Source organism: Comamonas sp. 23 (assembly GCF_049601575.1).
GTDB classification, from domain to species: Bacteria; Pseudomonadota; Gammaproteobacteria; order Burkholderiales; family Burkholderiaceae_C; genus Comamonas; species Comamonas squillarum.
This window is the reverse complement of sequence record NZ_CP187127.1, coordinates 3,554,079-3,578,889: the sequence shown is the minus strand read 5'-3', so window position 1 is coordinate 3,578,889 and position 24,811 is coordinate 3,554,079. Positions and strand designations below refer to the sequence as shown.

At 64.7% G+C, this 24,811-nt stretch carries 24 protein-coding genes; 14 read left to right on the top strand and 10 right to left on the bottom strand.

Annotated features, from left to right (window positions below; translation table 11 throughout):
- The first annotated feature begins 2 nt into the window (after window positions 1–2).
- The 6 genes from ACPEE1_RS16255 (at window position 3) to gsiD (ending at window position 7,726) form a co-directional block, all read left to right on the top strand.
- Window positions 3–884, top strand: coding sequence for an alpha/beta fold hydrolase (locus tag ACPEE1_RS16255; protein WP_423933900.1), 882 nt, complete (start codon window positions 3–5; stop codon window positions 882–884).
- Window positions 885–937: 53 nt separating this feature from the next.
- A complete protein-coding gene (locus tag ACPEE1_RS16250) occupies window positions 938–1,957 on the top strand; it encodes an isoaspartyl peptidase/L-asparaginase family protein (RefSeq protein ID WP_182345312.1) in 1,020 nt (339 codons plus the stop codon).
- 328 nt (window positions 1,958–2,285) lie between these two features.
- The gene (locus ACPEE1_RS16245) at window positions 2,286–4,190 is read left to right on the top strand and encodes a dipeptide ABC transporter ATP-binding protein (protein ID WP_182345313.1); all 1,905 of its coding nucleotides are present in this window, start codon (window positions 2,286–2,288) and stop codon (window positions 4,188–4,190) included.
- Between the two features lie 101 nt (window positions 4,191–4,291).
- Window positions 4,292–5,824 (top strand): glutathione ABC transporter substrate-binding protein GsiB, encoded by a 1,533-nt coding sequence (gene gsiB / locus ACPEE1_RS16240; RefSeq protein WP_182345314.1) that lies wholly within the window; start codon window positions 4,292–4,294, stop codon window positions 5,822–5,824.
- Window positions 5,825–5,827: 3 nt separating this feature from the next.
- The gene (gene gsiC, locus ACPEE1_RS16235; RefSeq protein WP_116925015.1) at window positions 5,828–6,748 is read left to right on the top strand and encodes a glutathione ABC transporter permease GsiC; all 921 of its coding nucleotides are present in this window, start codon (window positions 5,828–5,830) and stop codon (window positions 6,746–6,748) included.
- Between the two features lie 15 nt (window positions 6,749–6,763).
- On the top strand, window positions 6,764–7,726 hold the full coding sequence (gsiD, locus tag ACPEE1_RS16230) for a glutathione ABC transporter permease GsiD (protein WP_116925016.1): 963 nt from the start codon (window positions 6,764–6,766) through the stop codon (window positions 7,724–7,726).
- A 103-nt stretch (window positions 7,727–7,829) separates the two neighbouring features.
- On the opposite strand, the gene ACPEE1_RS16225 is transcribed toward gsiD, so the two are convergent.
- The 3 genes from ACPEE1_RS16225 to gloB all read right to left on the bottom strand — a co-directional run bounded on the left by ACPEE1_RS16225 (window position 7,830) and on the right by gloB (window position 10,587).
- Window positions 7,830–8,153, bottom strand: a complete 324-nt coding sequence (locus ACPEE1_RS16225; RefSeq protein ID WP_182345316.1) for a tetratricopeptide repeat protein — start codon at window positions 8,151–8,153, stop codon at window positions 7,830–7,832.
- A gap of 113 nt (window positions 8,154–8,266) precedes the next feature.
- Complete coding sequence (locus ACPEE1_RS16220) at window positions 8,267–9,814, bottom strand: transglycosylase SLT domain-containing protein (protein ID WP_325654673.1); 1,548 nt, start codon at window positions 9,812–9,814, stop codon at window positions 8,267–8,269.
- Window positions 9,814–10,587, bottom strand: a complete 774-nt coding sequence (gloB, locus tag ACPEE1_RS16215) for a hydroxyacylglutathione hydrolase (protein WP_423933894.1) — start codon at window positions 10,585–10,587, stop codon at window positions 9,814–9,816. Before gloB ends, ACPEE1_RS16220 begins: the two co-directional genes overlap by 1 nt.
- Here gloB and ACPEE1_RS16210 point away from each other — a divergent pair.
- Both ACPEE1_RS16210 and rnhA read left to right on the top strand, forming a co-directional pair.
- On the top strand, window positions 10,586–11,449 hold the full coding sequence (locus ACPEE1_RS16210; protein ID WP_116925020.1) for a class I SAM-dependent methyltransferase: 864 nt from the start codon (window positions 10,586–10,588) through the stop codon (window positions 11,447–11,449). The two genes, gloB and ACPEE1_RS16210, sit on opposite strands and share 2 nt — an antisense overlap.
- Window positions 11,450–11,555: 106 nt before the next feature.
- The gene (rnhA, locus tag ACPEE1_RS16205; protein ID WP_116925247.1) at window positions 11,556–12,005 is read left to right on the top strand and encodes a ribonuclease HI; all 450 of its coding nucleotides are present in this window, start codon (window positions 11,556–11,558) and stop codon (window positions 12,003–12,005) included.
- Window positions 12,006–12,189: 184 nt separating this feature from the next.
- Here rnhA and ACPEE1_RS16200 read toward each other — a convergent pair whose 3' ends face one another.
- The 3 genes from ACPEE1_RS16200 to ACPEE1_RS16190 form a co-directional block, all read right to left on the bottom strand.
- Window positions 12,190–12,903, bottom strand: coding sequence for a Crp/Fnr family transcriptional regulator (locus tag ACPEE1_RS16200; protein WP_021025131.1), 714 nt, complete (start codon window positions 12,901–12,903; stop codon window positions 12,190–12,192).
- A 332-nt stretch (window positions 12,904–13,235) separates the two neighbouring features.
- Window positions 13,236–14,114 carry a DMT family transporter gene (locus tag ACPEE1_RS16195; RefSeq protein WP_423933889.1) on the bottom strand — a complete coding sequence of 293 codons (879 nt, stop codon included), beginning with the start codon at window positions 14,112–14,114 and terminating at the stop codon, window positions 13,236–13,238.
- Window positions 14,115–14,349: 235 nt separating this feature from the next.
- A complete protein-coding gene (locus tag ACPEE1_RS16190; RefSeq protein WP_116925022.1) occupies window positions 14,350–14,985 on the bottom strand; it encodes an FMN-dependent NADH-azoreductase in 636 nt (211 codons plus the stop codon).
- 191 nt (window positions 14,986–15,176) lie between these two features.
- Between ACPEE1_RS16190 and ACPEE1_RS16185 the strand changes: the two genes are divergently transcribed.
- The gene (locus ACPEE1_RS16185) at window positions 15,177–16,103 is read left to right on the top strand and encodes a LysR family transcriptional regulator (protein WP_021025134.1); all 927 of its coding nucleotides are present in this window, start codon (window positions 15,177–15,179) and stop codon (window positions 16,101–16,103) included.
- A gap of 180 nt (window positions 16,104–16,283) precedes the next feature.
- Window positions 16,284–16,880 carry an RBBP9/YdeN family alpha/beta hydrolase gene (locus tag ACPEE1_RS16180; RefSeq protein ID WP_260719187.1) on the top strand — a complete coding sequence of 199 codons (597 nt, stop codon included), beginning with the start codon at window positions 16,284–16,286 and terminating at the stop codon, window positions 16,878–16,880.
- Window positions 16,881–17,129: 249 nt separating this feature from the next.
- On the opposite strand, the gene ACPEE1_RS16175 is transcribed toward ACPEE1_RS16180, so the two are convergent.
- The 3 genes from ACPEE1_RS16175 to ACPEE1_RS16165 all read right to left on the bottom strand — a co-directional run bounded on the left by ACPEE1_RS16175 (window position 17,130) and on the right by ACPEE1_RS16165 (window position 19,844).
- The gene (locus ACPEE1_RS16175) at window positions 17,130–17,327 is read right to left on the bottom strand and encodes a CsbD family protein (RefSeq protein ID WP_021025136.1); all 198 of its coding nucleotides are present in this window, start codon (window positions 17,325–17,327) and stop codon (window positions 17,130–17,132) included.
- A 173-nt stretch (window positions 17,328–17,500) separates the two neighbouring features.
- Window positions 17,501–18,727 carry a GNAT family N-acetyltransferase gene (locus ACPEE1_RS16170; protein WP_116925024.1) on the bottom strand — a complete coding sequence of 409 codons (1,227 nt, stop codon included), beginning with the start codon at window positions 18,725–18,727 and terminating at the stop codon, window positions 17,501–17,503.
- 43 nt (window positions 18,728–18,770) lie between these two features.
- Window positions 18,771–19,844, bottom strand: coding sequence for a threonine aldolase family protein (locus tag ACPEE1_RS16165; protein WP_116925025.1), 1,074 nt, complete (start codon window positions 19,842–19,844; stop codon window positions 18,771–18,773).
- Window positions 19,845–20,039: 195 nt separating this feature from the next.
- Here ACPEE1_RS16165 and ACPEE1_RS16160 point away from each other — a divergent pair, with 195 nt between their 5' ends.
- The 4 genes from ACPEE1_RS16160 (at window position 20,040) to glnK (ending at window position 23,963) form a co-directional block, all read left to right on the top strand.
- Window positions 20,040–21,695 carry an NAD+ synthase gene (locus ACPEE1_RS16160; protein WP_423933882.1) on the top strand — a complete coding sequence of 552 codons (1,656 nt, stop codon included), beginning with the start codon at window positions 20,040–20,042 and terminating at the stop codon, window positions 21,693–21,695.
- Window positions 21,696–21,740: 45 nt separating this feature from the next.
- On the top strand, window positions 21,741–21,905 hold the full coding sequence (locus tag ACPEE1_RS16155) for a hypothetical protein (RefSeq protein ID WP_182345319.1): 165 nt from the start codon (window positions 21,741–21,743) through the stop codon (window positions 21,903–21,905).
- 117 nt (window positions 21,906–22,022) lie between these two features.
- A complete protein-coding gene (locus ACPEE1_RS16150) occupies window positions 22,023–23,480 on the top strand; it encodes a SulP family inorganic anion transporter (RefSeq protein WP_423933879.1) in 1,458 nt (485 codons plus the stop codon).
- Between the two features lie 144 nt (window positions 23,481–23,624).
- Window positions 23,625–23,963 carry a P-II family nitrogen regulator gene (gene glnK / locus ACPEE1_RS16145; protein WP_116925027.1) on the top strand — a complete coding sequence of 113 codons (339 nt, stop codon included), beginning with the start codon at window positions 23,625–23,627 and terminating at the stop codon, window positions 23,961–23,963.
- 84 nt (window positions 23,964–24,047) lie between these two features.
- Here the strand turns inward: glnK and ACPEE1_RS16140 are convergent, their stop codons facing one another.
- A complete protein-coding gene (locus ACPEE1_RS16140; protein ID WP_182345321.1) occupies window positions 24,048–24,662 on the bottom strand; it encodes a helix-turn-helix domain-containing protein in 615 nt (204 codons plus the stop codon).
- Between the last annotated feature and the right edge of the window lie 149 nt (window positions 24,663–24,811).

Genomic DNA, 24,811 nt, shown 5'->3' with positions numbered 1-24,811 from the left:
CGATGTCGGATGTTCTGGACACCAGCGCTGCGGGCTTGCTGCCGCTGCCGGCGCTCTACGAGACGCTGTTGGCCCAGGCGACACGGCGGACCACTGTTTTTGAAGGCCAGACTGTGGTCTGGCATAGCTGGGGCGAGCGCCGACCTGGCACGCTGCCCTTGGTGATGCTCCATGGCGGCAGCGGCAGCTGGACCCACTGGATCCGCAATATCGATGCGCTGCTCGCCCAAGGCTATGAACTCTGGCTGCCCGATCTGCCGGGCTTTGGCGACTCCGACCCGCCAGCGGTGGGTACCGACGCCGATGCCATGCTCGCGCCCTTGCATGCCGGCATGGCGCAGCTGGATCTGCTGCCTTGCCAGCTGATGGGTTTCTCCTTTGGCGGTATGACGGCGGCCATGCTGACCGCCGCCTACCCGCAGGCGGTCGAGCGCCTGGTGCTGGTGGGGGCCCCTGCCATGGGCGTGGTGCCGGAGAAGCAGTTCAGCTTGAAGGGCTGGCGCCATCTGAGCGACCCTGCCGAGCAGCAGGAGATGCACCGCTACAACCTGGGCGCGTTGATGCTCTGGGATGCCGCCAAGATAGACGACCAGGCCCTGGCCGTGCACCAGCACAATGTCGTTCGGGACCGCCTGCCGCGCCGGCGCCTGGCCAACACCGATATCCTGGCGCAGTCGCTGCCGCAGATCGCCTGCCCGGTCGCTGCGATCTATGGCGCCTATGACGCCCTGTACAAAAGCTATATGCCCGCGCTGGAGCACCAATACCGCGCGGTTACGCCCCATCTGCAGGCCTTTGTGCGGCTGCCCGACAGCGGCCATTGGGTGCAGTATGAGCAGCCCGAGGCCTTTATCGCCACGCTGCTGCCGCTGCTCTCTTCCTGATTGAACCACCTGGAACCGGCTGGCCGCGCAACGGCGCGAGCGGCCCAAGCACTATGACCACCTCTATCTCCTCCTTTCGCCCCGTGATCGCCATCCATGGCGGCGCCGGCACCATCACCCGCGCCTCCATCACCCCCGCGCAGCAGCAGGCCTACCGGGAGGCCTTGCGCGATGTGCTGCAAGGCGCGCAGCAAAAGCTGGCGGCAGGTGCGCCTGCCGAAGAAGTGGCCGTGGAGGCCGTGCGCCTGCTCGAAGAATGTCCGCTGTTCAACGCCGGGCGCGGCGCCGTGTTCACGGCCGATGCCACGCATGAGATGGATGCCTGTGTGATGCGCGGGCGCGACCTGGCCTGCGGCTCGCTCGCCGGGGTCAGCACCGTGCGCAACCCGGTGCGCGCCGCCTTGGCGCTGATGGAGGCGGGCGGGCCCGTGTTCATGATTGGCGAAGCGGCCGAGCGCTTTGCCCAGGCCCAGGGCTGCGAGATGGTGGCGCGCGACTGGTTCTCGACCGAGCAGCGCCTGACCCAGCTGCGCACCGTGCAGGCCGCAGCGCTGGCGTCGGGCCGCGAGCAGGTGGCGCTGGACCACACCGCGCAAAGCCAGACCCAGGCCCAGGCCGCGCCGCTCGATGAGCGCAAGAAGATGGGCACCGTCGGTGCGGTGGTGCTGGATGTGCATGGCCAGCTGGCTGCCGCCACCTCGACCGGTGGCCTGACCAACAAAAAGCCGGGGCGCGTCGGTGACTCGCCCGTGGTGGGCGCGGGCACCTATGCCAAGCATGGCGTGGTGGCTGTGTCCTGCACCGGCGTGGGCGAGGCCTTTATCCGGGGCTCGGCCGCCCACACGGTGGCCGCGCGCGTGGAGCTGCTGGGCGAGTCGGTGGCCCAGGCCACGGCCGAGGTCATCCACCGCGTGCTGCCACCGCTGGGCGGCGACGGCGGCCTGATTGCGGTGGGCGCCGATGGCGAAGTCTCGCTGTGCTTCAACTCCGAAGGCATGTACCGGGGCCAGATCGGCATCGATGGCGAGGCGCTCGTGGCCATTTATGCCAACGACGCCTTGGCTCCAGCGTGATCGTGCATCGCTGAGACAGGGGGCCACCAACGGGCCCTGACCCGACCCCGGCGATGACGGGGTGGCTTGCCTGCAACGGGCAAGCCGCCGCACCACGATGGTGCGCGCCTCTGCGGCAATTGCGTAGGTGAAAACCATAGGCCGTTTTGCCTCCAAACCCGCCCCCCGGCTTTCTACAATTGCAAACACTGTCACCCAGGTGAATATCTATGCCTCAGTGTTCTTGCCAACACGGGGATTTTTCTCAAGGATTTGTCCCAACCCGGGTGCCTGTCCTGCTTTACGGCTTGTGCCTTCTTCGCGAAGCCCAGCACTGCCCCTTCTACCTATGTCCAACCCCAGTTCTACTCCCGTCCACGATGACCTGACGCCGCCCGTTTTGCAGGTGCGCGATCTGTCCGTGAGCTTCAAGACCGAGCAGGGGCGGGTGCAGGTGGTCAAAAACCTGAACCTCGATGTCTACGCCGGCCAGACCCTGGCAGTGGTGGGCGAGTCGGGCTCGGGCAAGTCGGTCACGTCGCTGGCGCTGATGCGGCTGGTGGAGACCGGCGGGGGCCAGATCGACAGCGGCTCGATGCTGCTGCGCGGCCGCCATGCCGGCACGATCGACCTGGCCAAGGCCACCTCCGCCCAGATGCGCCAGGTGCGCGGGGCCGATATGGCGATGGTGTTCCAGGAGCCGATGACCTCGCTCAACCCGGTGTTCACCGTGGGCGAGCAGATTGCCGAATCGATTCGCTTGCACCAGGGCAAGTCCAACAGCGCGGCGATGGCCGAGGCGCTGCGCATGATGGAGCTGGTGCGCATTCCCGAGGCCCGCAATGTGCTCACGCGCCACCCGCACCAGCTGTCTGGCGGCATGCGCCAGCGCGTGATGATCGCGATGGCGCTGTCCTGCAAGCCCTCGCTGCTGATTGCCGATGAACCGACGACGGCGCTGGATGTGACCATCCAGGCCCAGATTCTGGCGCTGGTGCAGGAGCTGCAGCGCGAGATGTCCATGGGGGTGATCTTCATCACCCACGATATGGGCGTGGTGGCCGAGGTGGCCGACCGCGTGCTGGTGATGTACCGCGGCGACAAGGTCGAAGAGCAGGACTGCGTGCAGCTGTTTGCCAACCCGCAGCAGACCTATACCCGCAACCTGCTGGCCGCCGTGCCGCAGCTGGGCGCCATGCGCGGCAAGGATTTGCCCGAGCGCTTCAGTCTGCTGGGCCAGAGCGCGCAGGCCGAGACCACTGCGCCCGAGACATCGACCGTGCAAGCCGGTGAGCCGGTGTTGCAGGTCAACAAGCTCGTGACGCGTTTCCCGATCAAGGAAGGTCTGTTTGGCGGCGTCAAGCGCCAGGTCTATGCGGTCGAGCAGGTGAGCCTGAGCCTGCAGCCGGGCGAGACCTTGGCGGTGGTGGGAGAGTCCGGTTGCGGCAAATCCACCACGGGCCGCGCGCTGGCCCGTTTGATCGATTTCCAGTCCGGCGATGTGCAGGTGGCCGGGCGCGATATTGCCAAGCTGCAAGGCGCGCAGCTGCAGGCGCTGCGCCGCGATATCCAGTTCATTTTCCAGGACCCGTTTGCCTCGCTCGATCCGCGCCTGACCGTGGGCTACAGCATTCTGGAGCCCATGCTGATCCACAAGCTGCTGCCGCGCGAGCAGGCCGAGAAAAAGGTGGAGTGGCTGCTGGAGAAGGTCGGCCTGCCCCCGGTTGCCGCCAACCGCTACCCGCATGAATTCTCGGGCGGCCAGCGCCAGCGCATCGCCATTGCCCGCGCGCTGGCCCTGAACCCCAAGGTGGTGATTGCCGATGAGGCGGTCTCTGCGCTCGATGTGTCGATCCGCGCGCAGATCATCAACCTGATGATGGACCTGCAGCGGGAGTTTGGCATTGCCTTTTTGTTCATCTCGCACGATATGGCCGTGGTCGAGCGCGTCAGCCACCGCGTGGCCGTCATGTACCTGGGCCAGATCGTCGAGATCGGGCCGCGCCGCGCGGTGTTCGAGAACCCGCAGCACCCCTATACCAAGCGCCTGATGGCGGCCGTGCCGATTGCCGACCCGACGCAACGCCGCCAGCACACCTTGAATGTGGCCGAGATCCCCAGCCCTGTGCGCGGGGTGGACGACCCGCCGCGCGTGCTGCCGATGCGCGAGGTGGGCCCGGGCCACTGGGTGGCCCAAGAGATGCCGCAGCCCGCGGTGCCTGCCGGCCAGGTGCAGGATCTGCAGCCGGCTTGAGCCCGCGCAGGATTGCCCAGCCGAGTAACGCCAAGAATGTAGTGGGTCTGGTCGCCGCCGTGGTGGGCCAGCCGATGCAAAACCTGAAGAGGAGAGTTGATATGCAACGACGTTTGACTTCGATCGCCGCCGCCATGCTGCTGGCGGGTACTGCGTTTTCGGCCCATGCGGCCAAGGACGTGGTGGTAGCGGTGGCTTCCACCTTCACGACCACCGACCCCTATGACGCCAACGACACCTTGTCGCAGGCCGTGGCCAAGTCCTTCTACGAAGGCCTGTACGGCTTCGACAAGGACATGAAGATGGTCCCCGTGCTGGCCACCGGTTTTGAGGTGAGCAAGGACGGCCTGGTCTACACCTTCAAGCTGCGCAGCGGCGTGAAGTTCCACGACGGCACGCCCTTCAACGCAGAAGCGGTCAAGCAGACCTTCGAGCGCGTGATCAACCCGGACAACAAGCTCAAGCGCTACAACCTGTACAAGAACATCGCCAAGATCGAAGCGGTGGACGATCTCACCGCCAAGTTCACGCTCAAGGAGCCGTTTGCGCCTTTCGTCAACTCGCTGGCCCACCCCTCGGGCGTGATCATCTCGCCCGCTGCGCTCAAGCAGTATGGCAAGGACATCGTGCAGCACCCCGTGGGCACCGGCCCCTTCAAGTTTGTCGAGTGGAAGCCTTCCGACTACATGAAGGTTGCCAAGTTTGATGGTTACTGGCAAAAGGGCCTGCCCAAGGTCGATTCGATCACCTGGCGCCCGGTGGTGGACAACAACACCCGTGCCTCGATGATGCAGACCAACGAAGCGCATTTCGCGTTCCCGGTGCCGCCCGAAGCCGTGGCCAATCTGGAAAAGAAGCCAAGCCTGGAAGTCACCAAGGCCCCGTCCATCATCCATCGCTACATCTCGATGAATGTGACGCAAAAGCCGTTTGACAACCCCAAGGTGCGTGAGGCGCTGAACTACGCGATCAACAAGGAAGCGCTGTCCAAGGTGGCGTTTGCCGGCTCGGCCATTCCTGCCGAAGGCGTGCTGCCCAAGGGCGTGGAATTTGCCACCAAGCTGGGCCCCTGGCCCTACGATCCTGCCAAGGCCAAGGCCTTGCTGAAGGAGGCGGGCTACCCCAATGGCTTTGAGAGCACCCTGTGGTCGGCCTACAACCACTCCACCGCCCAGAAGGTCATCCAGTTTGCCCAGCAGCAACTCGCGCAGGTGGGGGTGAAGGTGACGGTGCGTGCGCTCGAAGCGGGCCAGCGCGTCGCTGAAGTGGAATCGGTGCAGGATCCAGCGAAGGCCGCAGTGCGCATGTACTACGTGGGCTGGTCCTCGTCCACCGGCGAGGCAGACTGGGCGATGCGTCCGCTGCTGGCCGGTGAGAGCGCGCCTCCACGGGGCTTTAACACCGCCTACTACAACAACGCCGAAGTCAATGCCGACATTGCCAAGGCGCTGGTGACCACCGACACCGCGGCACGCGGCAAGATCTACGCCGATGCCCAGCAAAAGATCTGGAAGGATGCGCCCTGGATCTTCCTGAACACCGAGCAACTGGTGTCTGTGCGTGCCAAGAACCTGTCTGGCTTCTACGTCATCCCTGACGGCAACTTCAACTTTGTTGACCTGGACCTGAAGTAATCCATGTATCGCTACCTGCTCAAACGCTTGCTCGGGCTGATACCGACACTGCTCATCGTGGCGGTGCTGGTGTTCGGTTTCGTGCACATGCTGCCCGGTGACCCCGCGCGCCTGGCTGCTGGCCCCGAAGCCGGCCCGGAGACGATCGAACTGGTCCGCAAGGACCTGGGGCTGGACCTGCCCCTGCACCAGCAGTTCGTGCGTTTCTTCAGCAATGCGTTGCAGGGCGATTTTGGAAAATCCATCCGGACCAAGCGCCCGGTCTCGCAAGAGATTGCCGAGCGCTTTGGCCCGACCTTCTGGCTCACCGTGATGGCCATGGCCTGGTCGGTGGTGCTGGGCATGTTTTTGGGCATTGTCTCGGCCGTCTGGCGCAACCAGTGGCCTGACCGGCTGGGCATGACCCTGGCAGTGTCGGGCATCTCGTTTCCGTCGTTTGCGCTGGGCATGCTGCTGATGCAGTATTTCTCGGTCAAGCTCGGTTGGCTGCCCACCGTGGGTGCGGACAGCTGGAAGCACTATGTGCTGCCGTCGCTGACCCTGGGCGCAGCCGTGGCGGCCGTGATGGCGCGCTTTACCCGCAGCTCCTTCATCGACATCCTCAAAGAGGACTATGTGCGCACCGCACGTGCCAAGGGCTTGAAGGAGACCGTGGTCGTCATCAAGCATGGCCTGCGCAATGCGATGATTCCGGTGGTGACCATGATGGGCCTGCAGTTCGGCTTTTTGCTGGGCGGCTCCATCGTTGTCGAGGTGGTGTTCAACTGGCCTGGCATGGGCCGCTTGCTGGTCGACGCCGTCGAGATGCGCGACTACCCCATCATCCAGGCCCTGGTGCTGCTGTTCTCGCTGGAATTCATCCTGATCAATCTGGTGGTCGACCTGCTTTATGCCTGGATCAACCCCACCATCCGTTACCGCTAAGCAGGTGCTTTGGCCATGACTACTCCGAACGCTCCTGAATCTGCCGACCGCGCTGTGGCGGCGGCCCACACGGTCTCTACCGCCGGCGCTGCTGCGCCGTCCCTGCCTGCCAACCTGGCCGCATCGACGCGCATGCGCACGCCGATGGCCGAGTTCTGGCGCAAGTTCAAACGCCAGAAGCTGGCCTTGTTTGCTGGCGTCTTCATCATCGCCCTGGTGCTGGTAGCCATCCTGGCGCCCTGGATCGTGCCCTACGATGCCGAGAACTTCTTCGACTACGACGCGCTGAATTCGCCCCCCACGGCCAAGCATTGGTTTGGTGTCGATTCGCTGGGCCGCGACATCTTCAGCCGCATCCTGGTGGGCGCGCGCATCTCACTGGCGGCGGGCTTTGTGTCGGTCGCCATCGGCGCGGTGATCGGCGCCATCCTGGGGTTGCTGGCCGGCTACTACGAAGGCTGGTGGGACCGCTGCGTGATGCGCATGTCCGACGTGCTGTTCGCCTTCCCCGGCATCTTGCTGGCCATCGGTATCGTTGCCATCCTGGGCAACGGCATGATCAATGTGATCATGGCCGTCGCCGTGTTCAGCGTGCCCGCTTTTGCCCGCCTGGTGCGCGGCAATGTGCTGGCGCTCAAACAGCAGACCTATATCGAGGCGGTGCGCTCCATCGGCGCGCCCGACCGGGTCATCATGCTGCGCCATCTGCTGCCGGGCACCGTCTCGTCGGTGGTCGTCTACCTGACGATGCGTATCGGCACCTCGATCATCACGGCCGCCAGCCTGTCCTTTCTGGGCATGGGCGCGCAGCCGCCGACGCCGGAGTGGGGCGCGATGCTGAACGAGGCGCGCAGCGACATGCTCAATGCCCCGCATGTGGCGCTGTTCCCGAGCCTGGCGATCTTTGTGACCGTGCTGGCCTTCAACCTGCTGGGCGATGGCCTGCGCGATGCGCTGGACCCCAAGCTGGACAACTGACCTTCGGCACCTGGCAGGGTGCAAGCAAGGTGAAACAAAGAAACGGCAAGCGCCTTGGCGGCCTTGCCGTTTTTTTATCGGTGATCGCCACCGCTAAGGCTGCTTATTCAGCGGCTTTTTGCAGGCGTTTCAAGAACACCGTGAGCTCCTTGACGGTCTGCGTGTCACCCTGCTGCTCCGCCACCTGCAGGCCTTGCTGCCAGCTCGCCTGCGCTTGCATGCGGGCATCGGGCACGCCCGATTCCAGCTGGGCCTTGCCCAGCAGCTTCCAGGCGGCCGAGTACTGCGGATTCTGGGCGACGGCCTGCGCCAGGTGCAGCGCGGCGGCCGCATAGTCCTCTTCCTTCAAGCAGGCCTGGCCCAGGCCAAAGCGCAGCACCGCGCTGTCTTGCCCCTTGGTCAGCAGTTTTTCCAATCCTTCGCGCATGCCATCTCCTCTGTGTTGCGCCCAGCATAGTGCGAGGCCTTTGTCCGCAAAGTCTGTGCGCATAAAAAAAGACGCTCCGGGGAGCGTCTTTTGCTGGCGTGGCGCGGGCTGCCTCAGCGCTTTTTCTTCGTGGTGCTGGTGCTGCGCTTGGACGGGGCCTTCTTGGTGGCCGTCTGGCGCACGGCGGGCTTTTTGGCGTTGCTGCTGCGGCTGCCACGGGCTGCATGGCCGCCGCTGGGGGCGGGTGCTGCGCCTACGCGCACAGGCATGTACAGAACGACCTGGTGGCCCACCTTGAAGGCGCTCTTGACGCCGATATCGTTCCAGTCGGCCACCTGTGCGGCGGTGACGCGGTAGCGCTGGGCCACGCGCGCGACGGTGTCGCCCTTGCGGGCTTTGACGGTGGTGCGGCGGGTGACCACTTCCGGGGTCAGCGCGATGTGGGCGTTGTCGGCCAGGTGGCTGGAGACATCCTGCTTGACAGCGGCCGAGCGCGGCACCATCAGCGACGAGCCGCCCTTGACCATCATGCGCGGCGGAATATTGTTGACCGCGCGCAGGTCGTTCTCGCTCATGCCGACCATGCCAGCGGCCGTGGCCACGGTCATGGTGCTGGGCACGGTCCAGACCGTCCAGCTCGCGTACTGGCCTTTTTCATGGGCCTGCAGGTTGCGGCGGAACACATTGGCGTTGTCCCAGGGCAGCAGCACCTGGGGCGTGCCAGCCTTGAAGATCACCGGGCGGTTGAACGAGGGGTTGAGCGACTTCAACTCATCCATCGTGACGCCGGCCATCTCGGCTACCTGGGCGGTGTCGATGTCACGGTCCAGGGTCACGGCCTGGAAGTAGGGGTGGTTCTCGATGAGCGGCAGCTCGGCCTGGAAGCGCTCGGGGTGGGCAATGATGTTCTTGACCGCCTGCAGCTTGGGCACGTAGTTGCGCGTCTCATCGGGCATGCTCAGGTCGGTGTAGCCGCCGCCCAGGCCCTGCTTTTGGTTGCGTGCAATGGCGCGGCCCACGCTGCCTTCGCCCCAGTTGTAGGCGGCCAGTGCCAGGTGCCAGTCGCCAAACATGTTGTAGAGCTTTTGCAGGTAGTCCAGCGCCGCGCGGGTCGAGGCCAGCACGTCGCGCCGGTCGTCGCGGAACATGTTCTGCTTGAGGTCGAAATAGGTGCCGGTGGCGGGCATGAACTGCCACATACCGGCCGCCTTGGCGCTGGAGACCGCCTGCGGGTTGTAGGCGCTCTCGATGTAGGGCAGCAGGGCCAGCTCGGTGGGCATGCCCCGGCGCTCGAGCTCCTCGACGATGTGGAACATGTACTTGGAGGAGCGCTGGGTCATGCGCTGTATGTAATCGGGGCGGCTGGAATACCACTGCTCCTGGTTGCCCACCAGGTCGTTTTCCAGATCGGGCATCGCAAAGCCCCGGCGGATGCGGTCCCAGAGATCATCGGGCACGGCCAGGCTGGTGACGGCGCCATTGCCCTGCAGGCTGGCCGCATTGATGGGGCTCAAGGGGCCGCTGGGGTAGTTGGGGGTGTGCGGTACCGAGCTGATCTTCGGTGCATCGCCTGCTGCGGTGGGCGGGCCGCCGGTCTCGGTCGTGGCGCAGCCAGTCAGGGCGAGCAGGGCGCTGAGGCTCCACAGGTACAGATACTTCATCAGAATTGGTTCTTCCAGCGACGCAGCGCGGCAAAAACGGCGACCGGGTCGCTGCCAGGGGTGGAGGGATCAAACTGCTGCGCAGCGCGGGCCACGGTGGCCAGGCTGCAGCGCAGGAAAGGGTTGATGCGCAGCTCGTTGCCAAGTTGCGCGGGCAAGGTAGGCGCGCCGCGCTCACGCAGCTGCTCGCAGTGCGCCAGGTAGCGGGCGATGTCCGGGTTGTCGGGCTCCACCGCCTGCGCAAAGCGCAGGTTGGACAGCGTGTACTCATGGGCGGCGCAGACCCGCGTTTGGGCGGGCAGCGCAGCGAGCGCCGACAGCGATGCATGCATCTGCGCGGGTGTGCCTTCAAAAAGGCGGCCGCAGCCGCCTGAGAACAAGGTATCGCCACAGAACAGCACCGGCTGCCCGGCCACATCGGCGCAGTAATAAGCGATATGCCCGGCGGTATGGCCGGGCACATCGATCACCTGCCACTGCGGGCCCAGCAGCTCCAGCGTGTTGCCGCCCTGCATGGGCTGGCAAGGCTGGGGAATGTCCTCGGTGGCCGGGCCGTACACACGAGCGCCAGTGGCCTCGCGCAGCTCGGCCACGCCGCCGGTATGGTCGCCATGGTGGTGGGTCACTACAATGGCTTGCAGCTGCAGACCCAGGCGGCGCAGCGCGTCCAGCGCGGGCGCAGCCTGGCCTGGGTCGACGACCAGCGCGCGCTGTCCGTCGTGCAGCAGCCAGATGTAGTTGTCGTTGAAAGCGGGCAGAGGTAACAGATGCATGAATGACCAAATTATAGGCACGCAAAATTGGTGGCAGACGCCGCTGGGCAGCTACATGCTGTCTTGGGAGCAAACATGTTACGACGATGCCGTGGCCGATATTTTTGGCTTCCATAGCCTGCAGATCGGGCTTTTCCCGCTGCAGGGGCTGCGCAACAATCGCACGCCCCATCGTTGGCTCGCGCTCGACTCGACCGAGCAGACCGCGCAGTGGCAACAAAGCCGCCTGGCAGATGTACAGAGCTTTGCACTGCCTTTACAAAGCGAGCCGGGTCTGCCCGCAACGCGGACAGAGCCTGTCACCGCCAGCTTGCTGTGTGATGCCCATGCACTGCCCTTTGGCCCCGATACCCTGGACCTGGTGCTGCTGCCCCATACCTTGGAACTGAGCGCCGACCCCCATGCGGTGCTGCGCGAGGTGGCCCGTGTGCTGGTGCCCGAAGGCCGGGTGCTGATCAGCGGCATCAACCCTGCCAGCCTCTGGGGCATGCACACCTGGAGCCGCCGCATTCCGGGACTGCAAAAGCTCCCGCCGATGCCCAATGACCACAACCTGATCGGCTACGGGCGTTTGCGCGACTGGCTCAAGCTACTGGGGCTGGAGCTGCAAAGCGCCAGCTTTGGCTGCTTTCGCCCTGCGATGCGCAGCGATGCCTGGCTGCGCCGCTGGGAATGGATGGACAGGGTCGGGCCTACGGCTTGGCCGGTACTGGGCGGCGTGTATTTTGCCGAGGCGGTGAAAAAAGTGCCCAGCGTGCACAAATTGGCCGCACCGTGGAAGGCAGCGGCGCCCAGTGGCGTGGCGCGCCCTGCGGTGGCCGCCCGTGAGCGGCTGAGCGAAACGCAGCGCCGTGTGGAATGACACGGCCGTAAGCGGCTGCAGTCCGCCGCGCACAGGGGCCCAAAAATAGCCAGCAAATGCGCTTATAGTGGCCCTCTGTAATCGCGGCAAGTGCCAAGGAGTGGGTGTGAACCAAGTGGTGATTTATACGGACGGTGCCTGCAAGGGCAACCCTGGCCCTGGCGGCTGGGGCGCTTTGCTCAGCGCTGGCACTGCGCAAAAGGAGCTGTTTGGTGGCGAGCTGGGCACGACCAACAACCGCATGGAGCTGATGGCGGTGATCCAGGCGCTCGAAGCCTTGAAGCGCCCCTGTGATGTGCAGCTGTATCTGGACAGCCAGTACGTTCGCAAAGGCATCACTGAATGGATCTCTGGCTGGAAGGCCAAGGGTTGGCGCACGGCCAGCAAGGAGCCAGTCAAGAATGTCGATCTGTGGCAGCGCCTCGATGCACTGGTGCATGGCGGCGAGCACCGTATCACCTGGCACTGGGTCAAGGGCCATGCCGGCGACCCAGGCAATGAGCGCGCAGACGCACTGGCCAACCGGGGTGTGGCGATGGCGCTGGGCCGAGGCTGAGGCAATTTAGCAATACAACCAGGGAGCGCGAGCTATGGGACGCATCATGGGGATTTTGGCAGTGGTCGGTGTGCTGGCCGCTTTGTATGTGGCCTACCGCTACGGGGTGTTTTAAGCCGGACGTTGCGCCCGTGCTGTACAAGGCCCACCAGCCAGTGCGGGTGGTGGGCGAATGCGCATCTTTTTACTCGGAAGCGGCGATGCGGCGCAGCGCATTGCTGTCACGCACCGTCAGGCCCGAGGGCTCGATGCGGATGGAGGACTCGCGCTCCATCGATTTGAGCTCCTGGTTCACCCGCTGTCGCGAGGCGCCCAGCAACTGGGCCAGCTCTTCTTGGGCCAGTTGCAGGCCGATGCGGGTTTCGCTGCTTTCCTTGCCGGGCACGCCGTAGCTGCGCGAGAGGTGCAGCAGCTGCTTGGCCAGGCGCGCGCGCAGCGGCAAGGTGTTGAGGTCTTCCACCATGCCGTAGAGGCTGCGGATGCGGCGCGCATGCATGCGTGCCAGCGCCTGGTAGAACTCCACATGCGTCTGCAAGATGCGCTGGAAGTCGGCCTTGCTGACGCAGACCAGCGTGGTCTCGCCATGGGCATAGACATCATGGGTGCGGCTGTCGTCATCGAACAGGCCCACATCGCCAAACCAGGTGCCTGGCTCGACATAGGTCAAGGTGATCTGCTTGCCCGTGAGCGACGCCGAACTCACGCGGGCCGAGCCCCGGGCCACGGACACCCACTCTTCGGGCTCATCGCCACGGGAGAAGATCAACCCGCCATCCTTGAAACGCTTGACATAGGCACAGCGCAGAATGTCATGGCGCAAAGTCGGCGAGAGGGTGCTGAACCAGCGCCCTGTGTTGATGGCTTCGCGCTCTTCGGGGGTCAGGATTGGATCGTCCATGGCATGTCGTCTCGGTGACTGGAATTATGAATTTTGTCGCTTGTGCGACGGTCATCACCGAATGTATAGCATTGCCGCCAAATTGTTAATTGTCACCCGAGCCCCTCAGGCGTGCGGCAATCCAAGTTGTCCGTTTTTGCAACCTGAGCAGCAGCAAGGAATAGGCGCTATATGCTCATTGGGTTTGCATATATCGCTATCAATTTGATATTTGGGTTTCCCCGGTGTGCGCGAATGACGAAGGGGTACTTCTTCAATGGTGAAGCTGGTCTTAAATGCTGGGGTATTGGGCAGAGGCTCTGCGCGCTTTCCCTCTTGTTTCCGCTGGCTTTTTAGGCTGACAGGCGCTGGCGCAGGCGCTGTTGCCACACTTCCACCAGCACCACACCCAGGCCCGCGCAGCAGATCAAGGCCATGCCGGCAGCCGTCGCCGCATCGGGCAACTGGCCAAAAATCAACCAGCCCAAGGTGGTGGCCGAGACGATTTGCAGGTAGTTGAACGGCGCCAGCAAGGTCGCACTGGTCTTGCTGTAGGCAGTGATCTGCAGCCAGTGACCGACAAAGCCGGACAGGCCGGTGGAGGCCAGCAGCAGCGATTGCCACACCGTCAGATCGAGCTGCTTCCAGAAAAAGGGCAGCAAGGCGCTCAGTACCAGTGCACCAAACAGGCCCCCGTAGAGGTTGCTGGTGAGCGGGTCGTCTGCCGCCACGCGGCGCGTGCTGATCTGGAACAGCGCAAAGGTGCTGGCCGTCACCACGCCCCAGATGGCCCCTTCGGTGGACAGCTGCCCGCCCGGGCGGATGACCACCAGCATGCCGACAAAGCCCAGCAGCACGCCCGCCCAGCGGTGCCAACCCGGGCGCTCGCCCAGCAGCCAGGGCGCCAGCCCCATCACCAACAGCGGCGCCATGAAGTTCATCGCCGTGCCCTCGGCCAGTGGCACCATGCTCAGCACATGGAAGAACAGCAAGGTGGTGGCAATCATCAGCACCGAGCGCTGGACCTGGCGCGACAGCGACTGCGTGCGAAACAGCCCCAGCCCCCGCTTGGGCAGCACAAACACCCCCATCAGCACCACATGGCCGACATAACGGAACCAGGCCACCATCAGCACCGGCACCCCCGCCAGGACCAGCAGCTTGCCGCTGGCGTCCAGGCTAGAGAGAATCCACAGCCCGCAGACATGCAAGGCGATACCGAGTTGGCTCATGGGAGGCAGTTTTAGCGCAGCAGAGGCGGCCGATTGTAACCACGGGTTGAGCACTTTTCAGTCGCCGCATCAATAGGCTGATTCAGTGGCTTGCCTTGTCATGCAGACGCAAAAAAGCTGATCGGAAGGCTCTTCTTCAGATCGGCGATAAAGCTCGGCACTGGGTGGTGGGTGCCAGGCCGCAGTCGGAGGGGGCGTTGGGCTTCCGGCCTCCTGCTGTTCAGGTGCGCGGCAATCAGGCCGCGACGGCCTGCTGCATCGGCGTGGCCACGGCCTGGGCGATCTCGGCTTGGGCCTTGCTGATGGCAGCGGCGCGGGCTTCAGGGCCCATGGCCAGGCCTTCGGCGCGGGCAAAGTGCACATCGGTGATGCCGATAAAGCCGAAGATGGTTTGCAGGTAGGTTTCCTGGTGCTCCATCGCACGGCCGCCTTCACTGGTCGAGTAGATGCCGCCGCGCGATTCGACCACGATCACCTTCTTGCCACCGGCCAGGCCTTCTGGGCCGTTGGCGGTGTAGCGGAAGGTGCGGCCGCTTTGCAGCACACGGTCAATCCAGCTGCGCAGCTGGGTGGGGATGCTGAAGTTGTACAAAGGCGCGCCGATGACCAGCACATCGGCTTCGAGCAGCTGGCTCACGAGGGCCTCGGAGATCGCATTTTGCTCGCGCTCGGCTTCGGTCTTGGCTTCCTGGCCGGTGCGAAAGCCCAGTGCGTCAGCGCCCAGGTGGGGTGGGGTGTTGACGGCCAGGTCCAGGTACTCGACCTGGGTGTTGGGATGCACCGCAACCCAGGCCTTGACGGCTTCGGCGCTGAGTTGGCGGGAGACGGAGTTGGCGCCCAGGATGGACGAATCGATATGCAGCAGTTTCATGGTCAGTCCTTCAATCAGGTGACGGCTTTTGCTGCAGTCGCAGCATTTTTGCCAATGGCTGAATTCTGTCACTGCTGGCGGGCCCGATTGAGCGCTGGAATTGGGTTGGATTGTTCTATTTTTAGAACTATGATGGGCAGACTTTTTTGCCGCCTGTGCCCGCGCAGACCGCGCTAACGCTGCCTCTCACGATGAAATACGACCTCAACGACATGTACTACTTTGCCGAAGTGGTCGAGCGCGGCGGCTTTGCTGCGGCGGGCCGCGCGCTGGGGGTGCCCAAGTCGCGCCTGTCGCGCCGCATTGCCGATCTGGAGGCGCAGCTGGGCGTGCGGCTGCTGCAGCGCACGACGCGAAGGCTGTCGTTGACCGATGCCGGTGAGACCTTTTTGCGCCATGCGCAAACAGCGCGCGAGGCGGCGCAGAATGCGCAGGCCGAGATGGAGCAGACCCAGCGCGAGCCCTCGGGCACGGTGCGCGTGTCCTGCCCTGTCACCCTGGCCCAGGGCGCGGTGGGCAAGCTGCTGCCGGCCTTTTTGCGTACCTATGCCAAGGTGCGCATCGAGATGCTGGTGACCAACCGCACCATCAACCTGATCGAAGAGGGCATTGATGTGGCGCTGCGGGTGCGTGCCAACCTCAATGACAGCGGCAGCCTGGTCGTCAAACGCCTGGGCATGACGCGCCAGCGCCTGGTGGCCAGCCCCGAGCTGCTGGCCGTGCATGGCGTGCCGCAGACCCCGCAGGACCTGGGCAGCAAGATCCCGACGATGTCGCTGACCAGTGCCGATGGCAACAGCACCTTGCAGCTGGTGGGCCCCGAAGGCGAGCATGTGACCATCCACCACCAGGCTCGCTATGTGGCCGATGACCTGGTGACGCTGAAATATGCCGTGCTCGACGGCATTGGCGCCTGCTGGATGCCCGCGGCCATGGTGCGCGATGAGGTCGCCAATGGCGACCTGGTCGAGCTGCTGGCCGGCTGGAGCATCCCCGAAGGCATCTTGCATGCGGCCTTTGTCTCGCGCCGCAATATGGCGCCAGCGCAGCGCGCGTTTCTGGACTTCATGGGCGAGAACCTGCCGTTGCAGCGCATTGGCCAAACCGATGGGACCTGAATGCCTGGCGCTGCTTCATATTAATTTTAGAAATAACAATACTAAAAAATAGTCGTTGTTGATCTAAAAGCCTGCTTTGACAATGCATGCATGTCCGGTGCCTGTCTTGTCACGATCAATCCCTCCCCCCCGCCACGCCCTGCGGCCATTGCGGTCGCACAGCGTAATGGCCAGCGGCCTGTGCAGCCGGGGTGGCGTGGAGAAGCCGAGACGGGTGCGCAGGTCTCGGTGGTGATCGTGCCGGGCTGGCGCAACTCCGGCCCCGGCCATTGGCAAAGCCTGTGGGCTGAACGGATTGCCGGCGCCTTGCGCGTGGAGCAGGAGGACTGGTTGCAACCGCACCGCAGCCCCTGGGTAGCCAGTGTGCAGGAGGCCATTGAGGCCGCGCCGCACCCGGTCATCCTGGTGGCCCATTCGCTGGGCTGCATCACCAGCGTGCATGCGGTCGAGCAACTAGGCAACCAGCAACGCGGCAGCATTGCCGGGGCCTTGCTGGTGGCGCCGGCCGATCCGGAGCGCCGCGCGCTGTTTGAAGACTTCACACCCGTGCCCGCGAACCCGCTGCCCTTTGCCAGCATTGTGGCTGCCAGCAGCAACGACCCCTATTGTCCGATCCGCATGGCCAGCGCCTATGCCAAAAGCTGGGGCAGCACCTTTGTGCGCGTGCCTTCGGCCGGCCATATCAATGTGGAATCGGGCCATGGCGAATGGCCGCTGGGCTGGGCCTTGCTGGGTGCCTTGGCATCGTTGGCGCCGGTGCAAGCGCAAGCGGCCTGATTCGCTCCTGCCTGATCTCTTTTTCCGCGTCCATATCTGGCATCTCTGCACGGTTCGTGCAGGCGGTCTTCGCGCTGCCTGCACTTTTGCTGCGGGCAAAAAAATGCCAGCAACGAATGCTGGCCAAGGAGGGGTTCGGTTGAATCAATAGGCTTATATTGCCTTAAATTGAGTGCCTCAATGTCGGTAATTTGTATGTGTTAGTGACGTTCATCAAGGCCGCTGTTACACCCCGGAGGTCGATCAGGCTCAGAGGCGCTTCTTGGCCGCATCAGCGGCGTCCTTCAAGCTCTCTTTCACATCACCGGCCTTTTTCTGGATTTCGCCTTCGGCCTCCAGTGCCTTGCCCTTGGCGATCTGGCTGGGGCTGTTGATGGCCTTGCCGACACCGGCCTGTGCTTCGCCTGCGAGGTCCTTGATCTTGCCTACGACTTGGTCCTTGTTCATGGTGCCACTCCTTGCTTGGTTGAGGTGTAGCCATTGTGCGCAGCGGCCATGCCAGAGCCTGTCAGTGCGCAGTCGTGCTTGTTGTGCGGTATCGCCGACAGCGGTCACAGCGCCGCAACCACCGACAAGATTAATTACAACTTGGGCAGGGGATCAACCAGCCGGGGCCGGGCTTATGGCCGGTGTTTGAGCGGGCTGTGGTCCTGCAGCGAACGCTGGTACTCGGCCATGCCCTGGGACTCGCGCGCCAGGTAGCGCTCTACCGCCTGGGCAAAGCCGGCATGGGCCAGCCAGTGGGCGCTGGGGGTGCGCACCGGCATGAGGGCGCGTGCCATCTTGTGCTCGCCCTGCGCGCCGCCTTCAAAGCACTGCAGGCCATGGCGTATGCACCATGCAATGGGCTGGTAGTAGCAGGCCTCAAAGTGCAGGCAGTCCACCCGCTCCATCGCACCCCAGTAGCGGCCATAGGCGTGGCGCGGCCCCGTGCCCGGCGCATCGATCGCGATCAGGCTGGCGGCGATGGGGCGGCCCTCGCGCTCGGCGATAAAGAGCAGCCAGTGCTCGGCCATCTGCGTGCGCATCGCGGCAAAGAACGCCGGGGTCAGGTAGGGCGCGTTGCCATGCTCCAGATAGGTGCGCTCATAGCACTGGTAGAAGAAGTCCCAATCGGCTGCGCTGATCTGCGCTCCACTGGCATGGCGGAACGTGACGCCAGCGGCCTGCACCTTGCGCCGCTCCTGGCGAATCTTCTTGCGCTTGTCCTGCTGCAGCTCAGCCAGAAAATCATCGAAGTCGGCGTAGGGCCTGGCGTCGCCGGTCTCGGCCGCATCGCGGTTGCGCCAGTGGAACTGCACGTTCTCGCGCTGCATCAGCGCAATGTTATCCGCCGCCTGAAGATCGGGCGCAGCGCCAAACAGTAGGTGCAGCGACGAGACCTGCTGCTGGTCGCAAAACTGGGTGGCGGCATGCAGCAACGGCGCGCGAAAGCTGTCATCGGCCACCAGCAGGCGGCTGCCGGGCACCGGGGTAAAGGGCACGGCAATGACCGCCTTGGGGAAGTAGTCCAGGCCATGCTCGGCATAGGCCCGCGCCCAGGCAAAGTCAAACACGTACTCGCCATAGGAATGGCTTTTGAGGTACATAGGGCAAGCGCCCACCAGCACGTCACCCTGCCACAGGCTCAGGTGGCAAGGCTGCCAGCCGCTCTCCACGGTGGCGCTGCCGCTGTCCTCCAGCGCCTGCAGATAGGCGTGGCGCATGAAGGGGGTGGGGCGCTCTTGCAAGGCCAGCAGTCCATCCCAGGCGAGGGCATCGAACTCGGCGATGCTGGGCAGGATGCGCAGCTCCAGGCTGGGGCCAGGGTGGGGTGCGGGCGTGGGGTCAGCGGGCAGCGAGGTCATGGCCCGATTGTGGTCTGCCTGCTGCGCCGCTGCACGGGGCAGGTTATGCGGCTTGGCGCTGGTGGCTGTGCACCAGGTCCATCAGCGCGGCGATTTCTTCGTCGCTGCTGGACCAGGACGCGACAAAGCGCACCACCACCTCGCCCGCCTGCAGCTGGGTACCTGCCGGCAGGCTGCTGGCGTACCAGTCAGAGCAGCGCACGCCCTGGGCGCGCAGATGTTCATAGAGCGCAATGGGCATCCGCACAAACACTTCATTGGCCTGGGTGGGCCAGCTCAGGCGTACACCAGGCGTGGCGGCGAGTGCGGCCGACAGCTTGGCTGCCATCGCATTGGCATGGCGGGCCAGCTCCATCCAGTGGCCGCCCTCCAGCCAGGCGCAGAACTGCGCGCCGATGGTGCGGCTTTTGGAGACCAGCTGCCCGCTGCGCTTGATGCGCAGCGAGAAGTTCTGGGCCAGCGCCTGGTCGAAGAACACCACCGCCTCAGCCATCAGCGCGCCGTTCTTGGAGGCGCCCAGGCTCAGCACATCGACACCCGCGCGCCAGGTGATGTCGCCCGGGTGGCACTGCAGCGCGGCGATGGCATTGGCCAGGCGCGCGCCATCCATGTGCAGACGCAGGCCCAGTGCATGGGCCTGGGCGGCCAGTGCGGCAATCTCTTGGGGCTGGTAGACCAGGCCGTTCTCGGTCACCTGGGAGATGCTCAGGCCGCTGATCACCATGTTGTGGGGTGCGTCGTGGGGGGTGCGCTCCACAAACGCGGCCAGGTCCTCGGCGCTGATCTTGCCGTTGTCCGTGGCCATCGGCAGCAGGCTGGCGCCGCCGGTGAAGAGCGCCGGGGCGCTGTTCTCATCGACCGCGATATGAGCCATGTGGTGGCAGACCACGGCGTTCCAGGGCTGGGCGATGGTGGACAGCGCCAGGCAATTGGCCGCTGTGCCGGTGGTGACGAAGAACACTTTGACGGGCGCGCCAAAGGCCTCGCCCAGCATCTGCTCGGCGCGCTGGCTCCATTCGTCGTTGCCGTAGGCGGACTGGATGCCGCTGGCGGCCTCTACCAGAGTTTGCAGGATGCGGGGGGAGACGCCGGCTTGGTTGTCGCTGCCAAAGTTCATGGGACGCTGCAGGTGGTGGTGCAAAAGCCCGATTTTGCCCGCAAACCGCGCGCCAGCGGACCCGGACTGGCGGGATTTGCGTGCCGCTGCGCAGGCCTTGGGGTTTGTAGGCTAGACTCTTTGGCTGCGCCAGGCACGGGCCCTGCCCACTCTCCTTGTGGCCCTGGTGCACTGCTCACTGCCATCGAACCATCCATGTCCCATTTTTCCATTGCAAGCGCCCAGCTGAACTTTGTTGTGGGCGATATGCCGGGCAATGCCCGCAAGATCATTGATGCGGCGGCGCAGGCCGCGGCCCAGGGCACCCAGCTGCTGCTGACCCCCGAGCTGGGCATTTGCGGCTATGCCGCCGAGGACCTGTTCCAGCGCCCCTCGTTCCTGGCGGCCTGCGATGCCGCCGTGGCGCAGGTGCTGGAGGCCAGCCGGCAGTGGCCTGATCTGACGGTGGTGCTGGGCCACCCGCAGGCGGCGCAGCATGCGGCCCATGGCCGCTGCTACAACGCCGCCAGCGTGCTGCGCGCCGGCCAGGTGCTGGCCAGCTACCGCAAGCAGCTGCTGCCCAACTACCGTGAATTTGACGAGACCCGCTACTTTGTCGAAGGCACGCAGACCTGTGTGTTCGAGGTGGCGGGCAGCCGCATTGGCCTGCTGATCTGCGAAGACGCCTGGGCCAGCCAGCCCGCGCGGGCGGCCAAGGCGGCCGGTGCGCAGCTGCTGGCCGTCATCAATGCCTCGCCATTCCAGATGGACAAGCCCGGCCACCGCGAGGCCCTGCTGGCCGAGCGCACACGCGAGACCGGTCTGCCGCTGGTCTATGCCCACCTGGTGGGCGGGCAGGATGAGCTGGTGTTTGACGGCCACTCGTTTGCGCTCAATGCCGATGGCCAGGTGGCCGCCCGCGCCCCAGGTTTTGACGCGCATCTGCTGACCGTGCAGGTCGAGGCCACGGCCACGGGCCTGCAGCTGTCCGGCCCCATCGCCCAGCCTGGCGACACCAACCAGCAGCTGTGGCAGGCCTTGGTGGTGGCGGTGCGCGACTACCTGGGCAAGACCGGTTTCCCCGGTGCGGTGCTGGGTTTGTCCGGCGGTATCGATTCGGCCCTGGTGCTGGCGATTGCGGTCGATGCGCTGGGGGCCGACAAAGTGCGCACGGTGATGATGCCTTCGCCCTACACGGCCGATATCAGCTGGATCGATGCGCGCGAGATGGCCGAGCGCCTGTCCGTGGCCTATGAGGAGATCTCGATTGCGCCGCAGTTCGAAGCCTTCAAGGCCGCGCTGGCGCATGATTTTGCCGGCCGCGCCGAAGACACGACCGAGGAAAACCTGCAGGCCCGCATTCGGGGCACCTTGCTGATGGCGCTGTCCAACAAGTTTGGCTCCATCGTGCTGACCACCGGCAACAAGAGCGAGATGGCCACCGGCTACAGCACCTTGTACGGCGACATGGCGGGCGGCTTTGCGGTGCTGCGCGATGTGCCCAAGACCCGTGTGTTCGAGCTGGCGCGCTGGCGCAATGCCCATGACCCCTACGGAACCGGCCGCAACCCGATTCCGGAGCGCATCATTACCCGCCCGCCCAGTGCCGAGCTGCGGCCGGACCAGAAGGACCAGGACAGCCTGCCGCCCTATGAAGTGCTCGATGCGATCATCGCGCGCTATATGGAGCAGGACGCCGACATCGACAGCATTGTGGCTGCCGGCTACCCCCGCGCCGATGTGGAGCGGGTGGTGCGCCTGATCCGCATCAACGAATACAAGCGCCGCCAGGCCGCCGTGGGCCCGCGCCTGTCGGCCCGGGGTTTTGGCCGCGACTGGCGCTACCCCATCACCAACGGTTTTCGCGGCTGAGCGGCGGCGGCCACTGCCCGTGCCTGTGACCCACGCCTGCGGCCCATGCCCTTGATGCCCTTGATGCCCTTGATGCGCTGTGCCTGCCCGCCGTTTGCACCCAATGCGGGGCGGCTGGGGGCTGCGCGCTTTCAGAGCTTTGTGCGCGCACGCATTGCGCGCCAGGTCGCCACGCGCCAGTCGGGCTTCTCGCGGCTCAATCCGCCATAGCGCGGCGCGCCTTCCCTCGCTTTCGTTGATCGCGGCATCGCGCGGCCCGCCTGCGCCGCCGCATTACTTCCGTCTTTTTTGGAGCTGCACTCGGTGATACCGGGTGCGCGCTTTGCCATGTCCCCTTTTCTTCATTATTTCCGCGCCCAGTGGGCGCCGAGCGTGCCGCGCGAGCTGATGGCCGGCGCGGTCGCCACGTTTGCGCTGATCCCCGAGGTCATCGCCTTTTCCTATGTCGCCGGAGTGGATCCATCGGTGGGCCTGTTTGCCTCCTTTGTCATCAGCATCGTCATTGCCTTTGCGGGCGGGCGGCCGGCCATGGTGTCGGCCGCTGCGGGCTCAGTGGCCCTGGTCGCAGCGCCCTTGGTGCAGGCCCATGGCCTGCAGTACCTGTTGGCGGCGGGCCTGCTGGCCGGCGCCATGCAGGTGCTGTTTGGCTGGCTGCGCCTGGGCGTGCTGCTGCGCTTTGTCTCGGGCTCGGTGCGCACCGGTTTTGTCAATGCGCTGGCCATTCTTATTTTTGCGGCCCAGCTGCCACACCTGGTGGGCGCCAATGGCGCGACCTGGGCCATGCTGTCGCTGGGCCTGGTGGTCATCTATGGCCTGCCGCGCATCAGTACGGCCATCCCGTCGCCTTTGATCTGCATCCTGGCGTTGACGGGCGCAGCCCATGCGCTGGATCTGCCGCTCAAGACTGTGGCTGACCTGGGCCACCTGCCCGATAGCTTGCCCAGCTGGGCGCTGCCCGATGTGCCGCTGTCCTGGCGGACCCTGCAGCTGATCGCGCTGCCGGCGCTGGCCATTGCGATGGTGGGCCTGCTCGAATCCTTGATGACCGCCAGCGTGGTCGATGAGCAGACCGATACCCCCAGCGCCAAAAACCGCGAATGCAGCGGGCTGGGCCTGGCCAATATCGCAGCCAGCTGCTTTGGTGGCATAGCGGGCTGCGGCATGATCGGCCAGAGCGTGAGCAATGTGCGCTATGGCGGGCGCGGCCGGCTGTCCACCTTGTTTGCCGGTGCCTTTTTGCTGGGCTTGATGGTGCTGCTCAAGCCCTGGGTGGCCCAGGTGCCGGTGGTGGCGCTGGTCGCGATCATGGTCATGGTGTCGGCTTCGACCCTGGACTGGGGATCGGCCCGCGCGCTGCTCAAACATCCCAAGCTGTCGAGCCTGGTGATGCTCGCCACGGTGGTGGTCACCATCGCCACCCACAACCTGGCCGCTGGCGTGGCGGTGGGCGTGCTGCTGAGCGGCGTGTTCTTCATGTTCAAGATGTCCAGGCTGCTGCAGGTGCAGCGCAGCGGCGATGCCGAGTTGGTCTACGCCGTGCGTGGCCAGCTGTTCTTTGCCTCGGCCGATCTGCTGGTTGATGCCTTTGATGTGCGCGAGATCGAGGGCCGGCCGGTGCGCATCGACATGGCGCAGGCGCATCTGTGGGACATCACGGCCGTGCAGGCGCTCGCCAAGGTCTGCGCACGGTTGCGCAAGCATGGCAGCGCCGTGCAGGTGACAGGGCTCAACGCCCAGAGCCAGGCGCTGGCTGCCCGTCTGGACCTGCGGCTGGACGGCGTTTAGCGGGCGGATGGGCCATGGCTTGGGCTGCCATTGCCTGGAGATTTGGCCCCGGAGGTGCCGAAGCCGGAATCTTGACGCACAATAGCCCCAGTTGCTGCGCGCATCGCCTGCGCAGCGTGTATATGCCCATCCCAGGAGAGCTTTATGAAAATGATTACCGCCGTTATCAAACCTTTCAAGATGGACGAGGTGCGTGAAGCTCTGGCGGATGTGGGTGTGACCGGTCTGACGGTCAGTGAGGTCAAGGGCTTTGGCCGCCAAAAGGGCCATACCGAGCTCTATCGCGGAGCGGAATATGTCGTGGACTTTCTGCCCAAGGTGAAGATCGAAGTCGCCGTGAAAGACGAGGATGTGGACCGCTGTGTGGACGCGATCGTCAACGCGGCCCGCACCGGCAAGATCGGAGACGGCAAGATTTTCGTCACCGAGATCGAGCGCGTGATCCGTATCCGTACCGGCGATCTGGACGAAGCGGCGGTCTGATCCAGGCAGTCCCCGCATCCGCAAAAGCGCCTTGGTCACCAAGGCGCTTTTTTCATGTCTGCCACCGATTGCTGGGCAGCGGGTTCAGGGCTTGATCGTGGTGTGCGAGCAGATCCACAGCACCTGCGCATCTTCATCGCCGCCCGAGATGCAGGCATGGCCCATGACGCTGTCGAAATAGCAGGAGTCGCCGGCGGCCAGCTCCAGCGGCGCGTAGCTGTCGGTATGGATGACCACGCTGCCGCGCATCACATACAGCATCTCTTCGCCATCGTGGCTGAGCAACTGCGGAAAGGCGCTGCGCTCATGGGCCTTGATGGTGGTGAGCAGCGGAATAAAGCGCTTGTCGGCCAGGTCGGCATGCAGCAGCTCATAGACATATTGCGGCGTGCGGTGCACCAGGCCATCGCCCTGGCGGGTGATACTGCGCCGCGCGCGCAGGCCCGTTTGCTGCAGCGGGCTGAAGAGCTCGCCCACGTCCACCTCCAGCCCGCGCGCGAGCGCCGCGATTTTTTCATAGGTGGGCGAGAGCTGGCCGTGTTCGATCTTGGACAGTGCAGACGCTGAGATGCCGCAGCGCTGGCTCAGCTGCTGCAAGGTCAGATCGGCATCGCGCCGCAGCAGGCGCAGCTTGGTGGCCAGCACATCGGTGGTGGCATCGGCGCCGGCGTTGTGGTGGGGCGGTGGGGCGTGGGGCATGGCAGGCTCTTGTGGTGCTCGCCAGTGTAGGGGGCGCTGCGCTGGCCCGTGGCACAGCGAAGCCGTGGCGGCCGCGTTTTAGGCCTAATTCTCGGGTAAACCCTAGACAGAAAGAACGGATTTAAGAAATTTATTGTCTCAAACTGCAT

Coding starts and splice junctions, on each gene's coding strand:
- ACPEE1_RS16255 (WP_423933900.1), top strand. CDS start 3: ATGTCGGATGTTCTGGACACCAGCGCTGCGGGCTTGCTGCCGCTGCCG.
- ACPEE1_RS16250 (WP_182345312.1), top strand. CDS start 938: ATGACCACCTCTATCTCCTCCTTTCGCCCCGTGATCGCCATCCATGGC.
- ACPEE1_RS16245 (WP_182345313.1), top strand. CDS start 2,286: ATGTCCAACCCCAGTTCTACTCCCGTCCACGATGACCTGACGCCGCCC.
- gsiB (WP_182345314.1), top strand. CDS start 4,292: ATGCAACGACGTTTGACTTCGATCGCCGCCGCCATGCTGCTGGCGGGT.
- gsiC (WP_116925015.1), top strand. CDS start 5,828: ATGTATCGCTACCTGCTCAAACGCTTGCTCGGGCTGATACCGACACTG.
- gsiD (WP_116925016.1), top strand. CDS start 6,764: ATGACTACTCCGAACGCTCCTGAATCTGCCGACCGCGCTGTGGCGGCG.
- ACPEE1_RS16225 (WP_182345316.1), bottom strand. CDS start 8,153: ATGCGCGAAGGATTGGAAAAACTGCTGACCAAGGGGCAAGACAGCGCG.
- ACPEE1_RS16220 (WP_325654673.1), bottom strand. CDS start 9,814: ATGAAGTATCTGTACCTGTGGAGCCTCAGCGCCCTGCTCGCCCTGACT.
- ACPEE1_RS16210 (WP_116925020.1), top strand. CDS start 10,586: ATGAATGACCAAATTATAGGCACGCAAAATTGGTGGCAGACGCCGCTG.
- gloB (WP_423933894.1), bottom strand. CDS start 10,587: ATGCATCTGTTACCTCTGCCCGCTTTCAACGACAACTACATCTGGCTG.
- ACPEE1_RS16200 (WP_021025131.1), bottom strand. CDS start 12,903: ATGGACGATCCAATCCTGACCCCCGAAGAGCGCGAAGCCATCAACACA.
- ACPEE1_RS16195 (WP_423933889.1), bottom strand. CDS start 14,114: ATGAGCCAACTCGGTATCGCCTTGCATGTCTGCGGGCTGTGGATTCTC.
- ACPEE1_RS16190 (WP_116925022.1), bottom strand. CDS start 14,985: ATGAAACTGCTGCATATCGATTCGTCCATCCTGGGCGCCAACTCCGTC.
- ACPEE1_RS16185 (WP_021025134.1), top strand. CDS start 15,177: ATGAAATACGACCTCAACGACATGTACTACTTTGCCGAAGTGGTCGAG.
- ACPEE1_RS16175 (WP_021025136.1), bottom strand. CDS start 17,327: ATGAACAAGGACCAAGTCGTAGGCAAGATCAAGGACCTCGCAGGCGAA.
- ACPEE1_RS16170 (WP_116925024.1), bottom strand. CDS start 18,727: ATGACCTCGCTGCCCGCTGACCCCACGCCCGCACCCCACCCTGGCCCC.
- ACPEE1_RS16165 (WP_116925025.1), bottom strand. CDS start 19,844: ATGAACTTTGGCAGCGACAACCAAGCCGGCGTCTCCCCCCGCATCCTG.
- ACPEE1_RS16160 (WP_423933882.1), top strand. CDS start 20,040: ATGTCCCATTTTTCCATTGCAAGCGCCCAGCTGAACTTTGTTGTGGGC.
- ACPEE1_RS16155 (WP_182345319.1), top strand. CDS start 21,741: ATGCCCTTGATGCCCTTGATGCCCTTGATGCGCTGTGCCTGCCCGCCG.
- ACPEE1_RS16150 (WP_423933879.1), top strand. CDS start 22,023: ATGTCCCCTTTTCTTCATTATTTCCGCGCCCAGTGGGCGCCGAGCGTG.
- glnK (WP_116925027.1), top strand. CDS start 23,625: ATGAAAATGATTACCGCCGTTATCAAACCTTTCAAGATGGACGAGGTG.
- ACPEE1_RS16140 (WP_182345321.1), bottom strand. CDS start 24,662: ATGCCCCACGCCCCACCGCCCCACCACAACGCCGGCGCCGATGCCACC.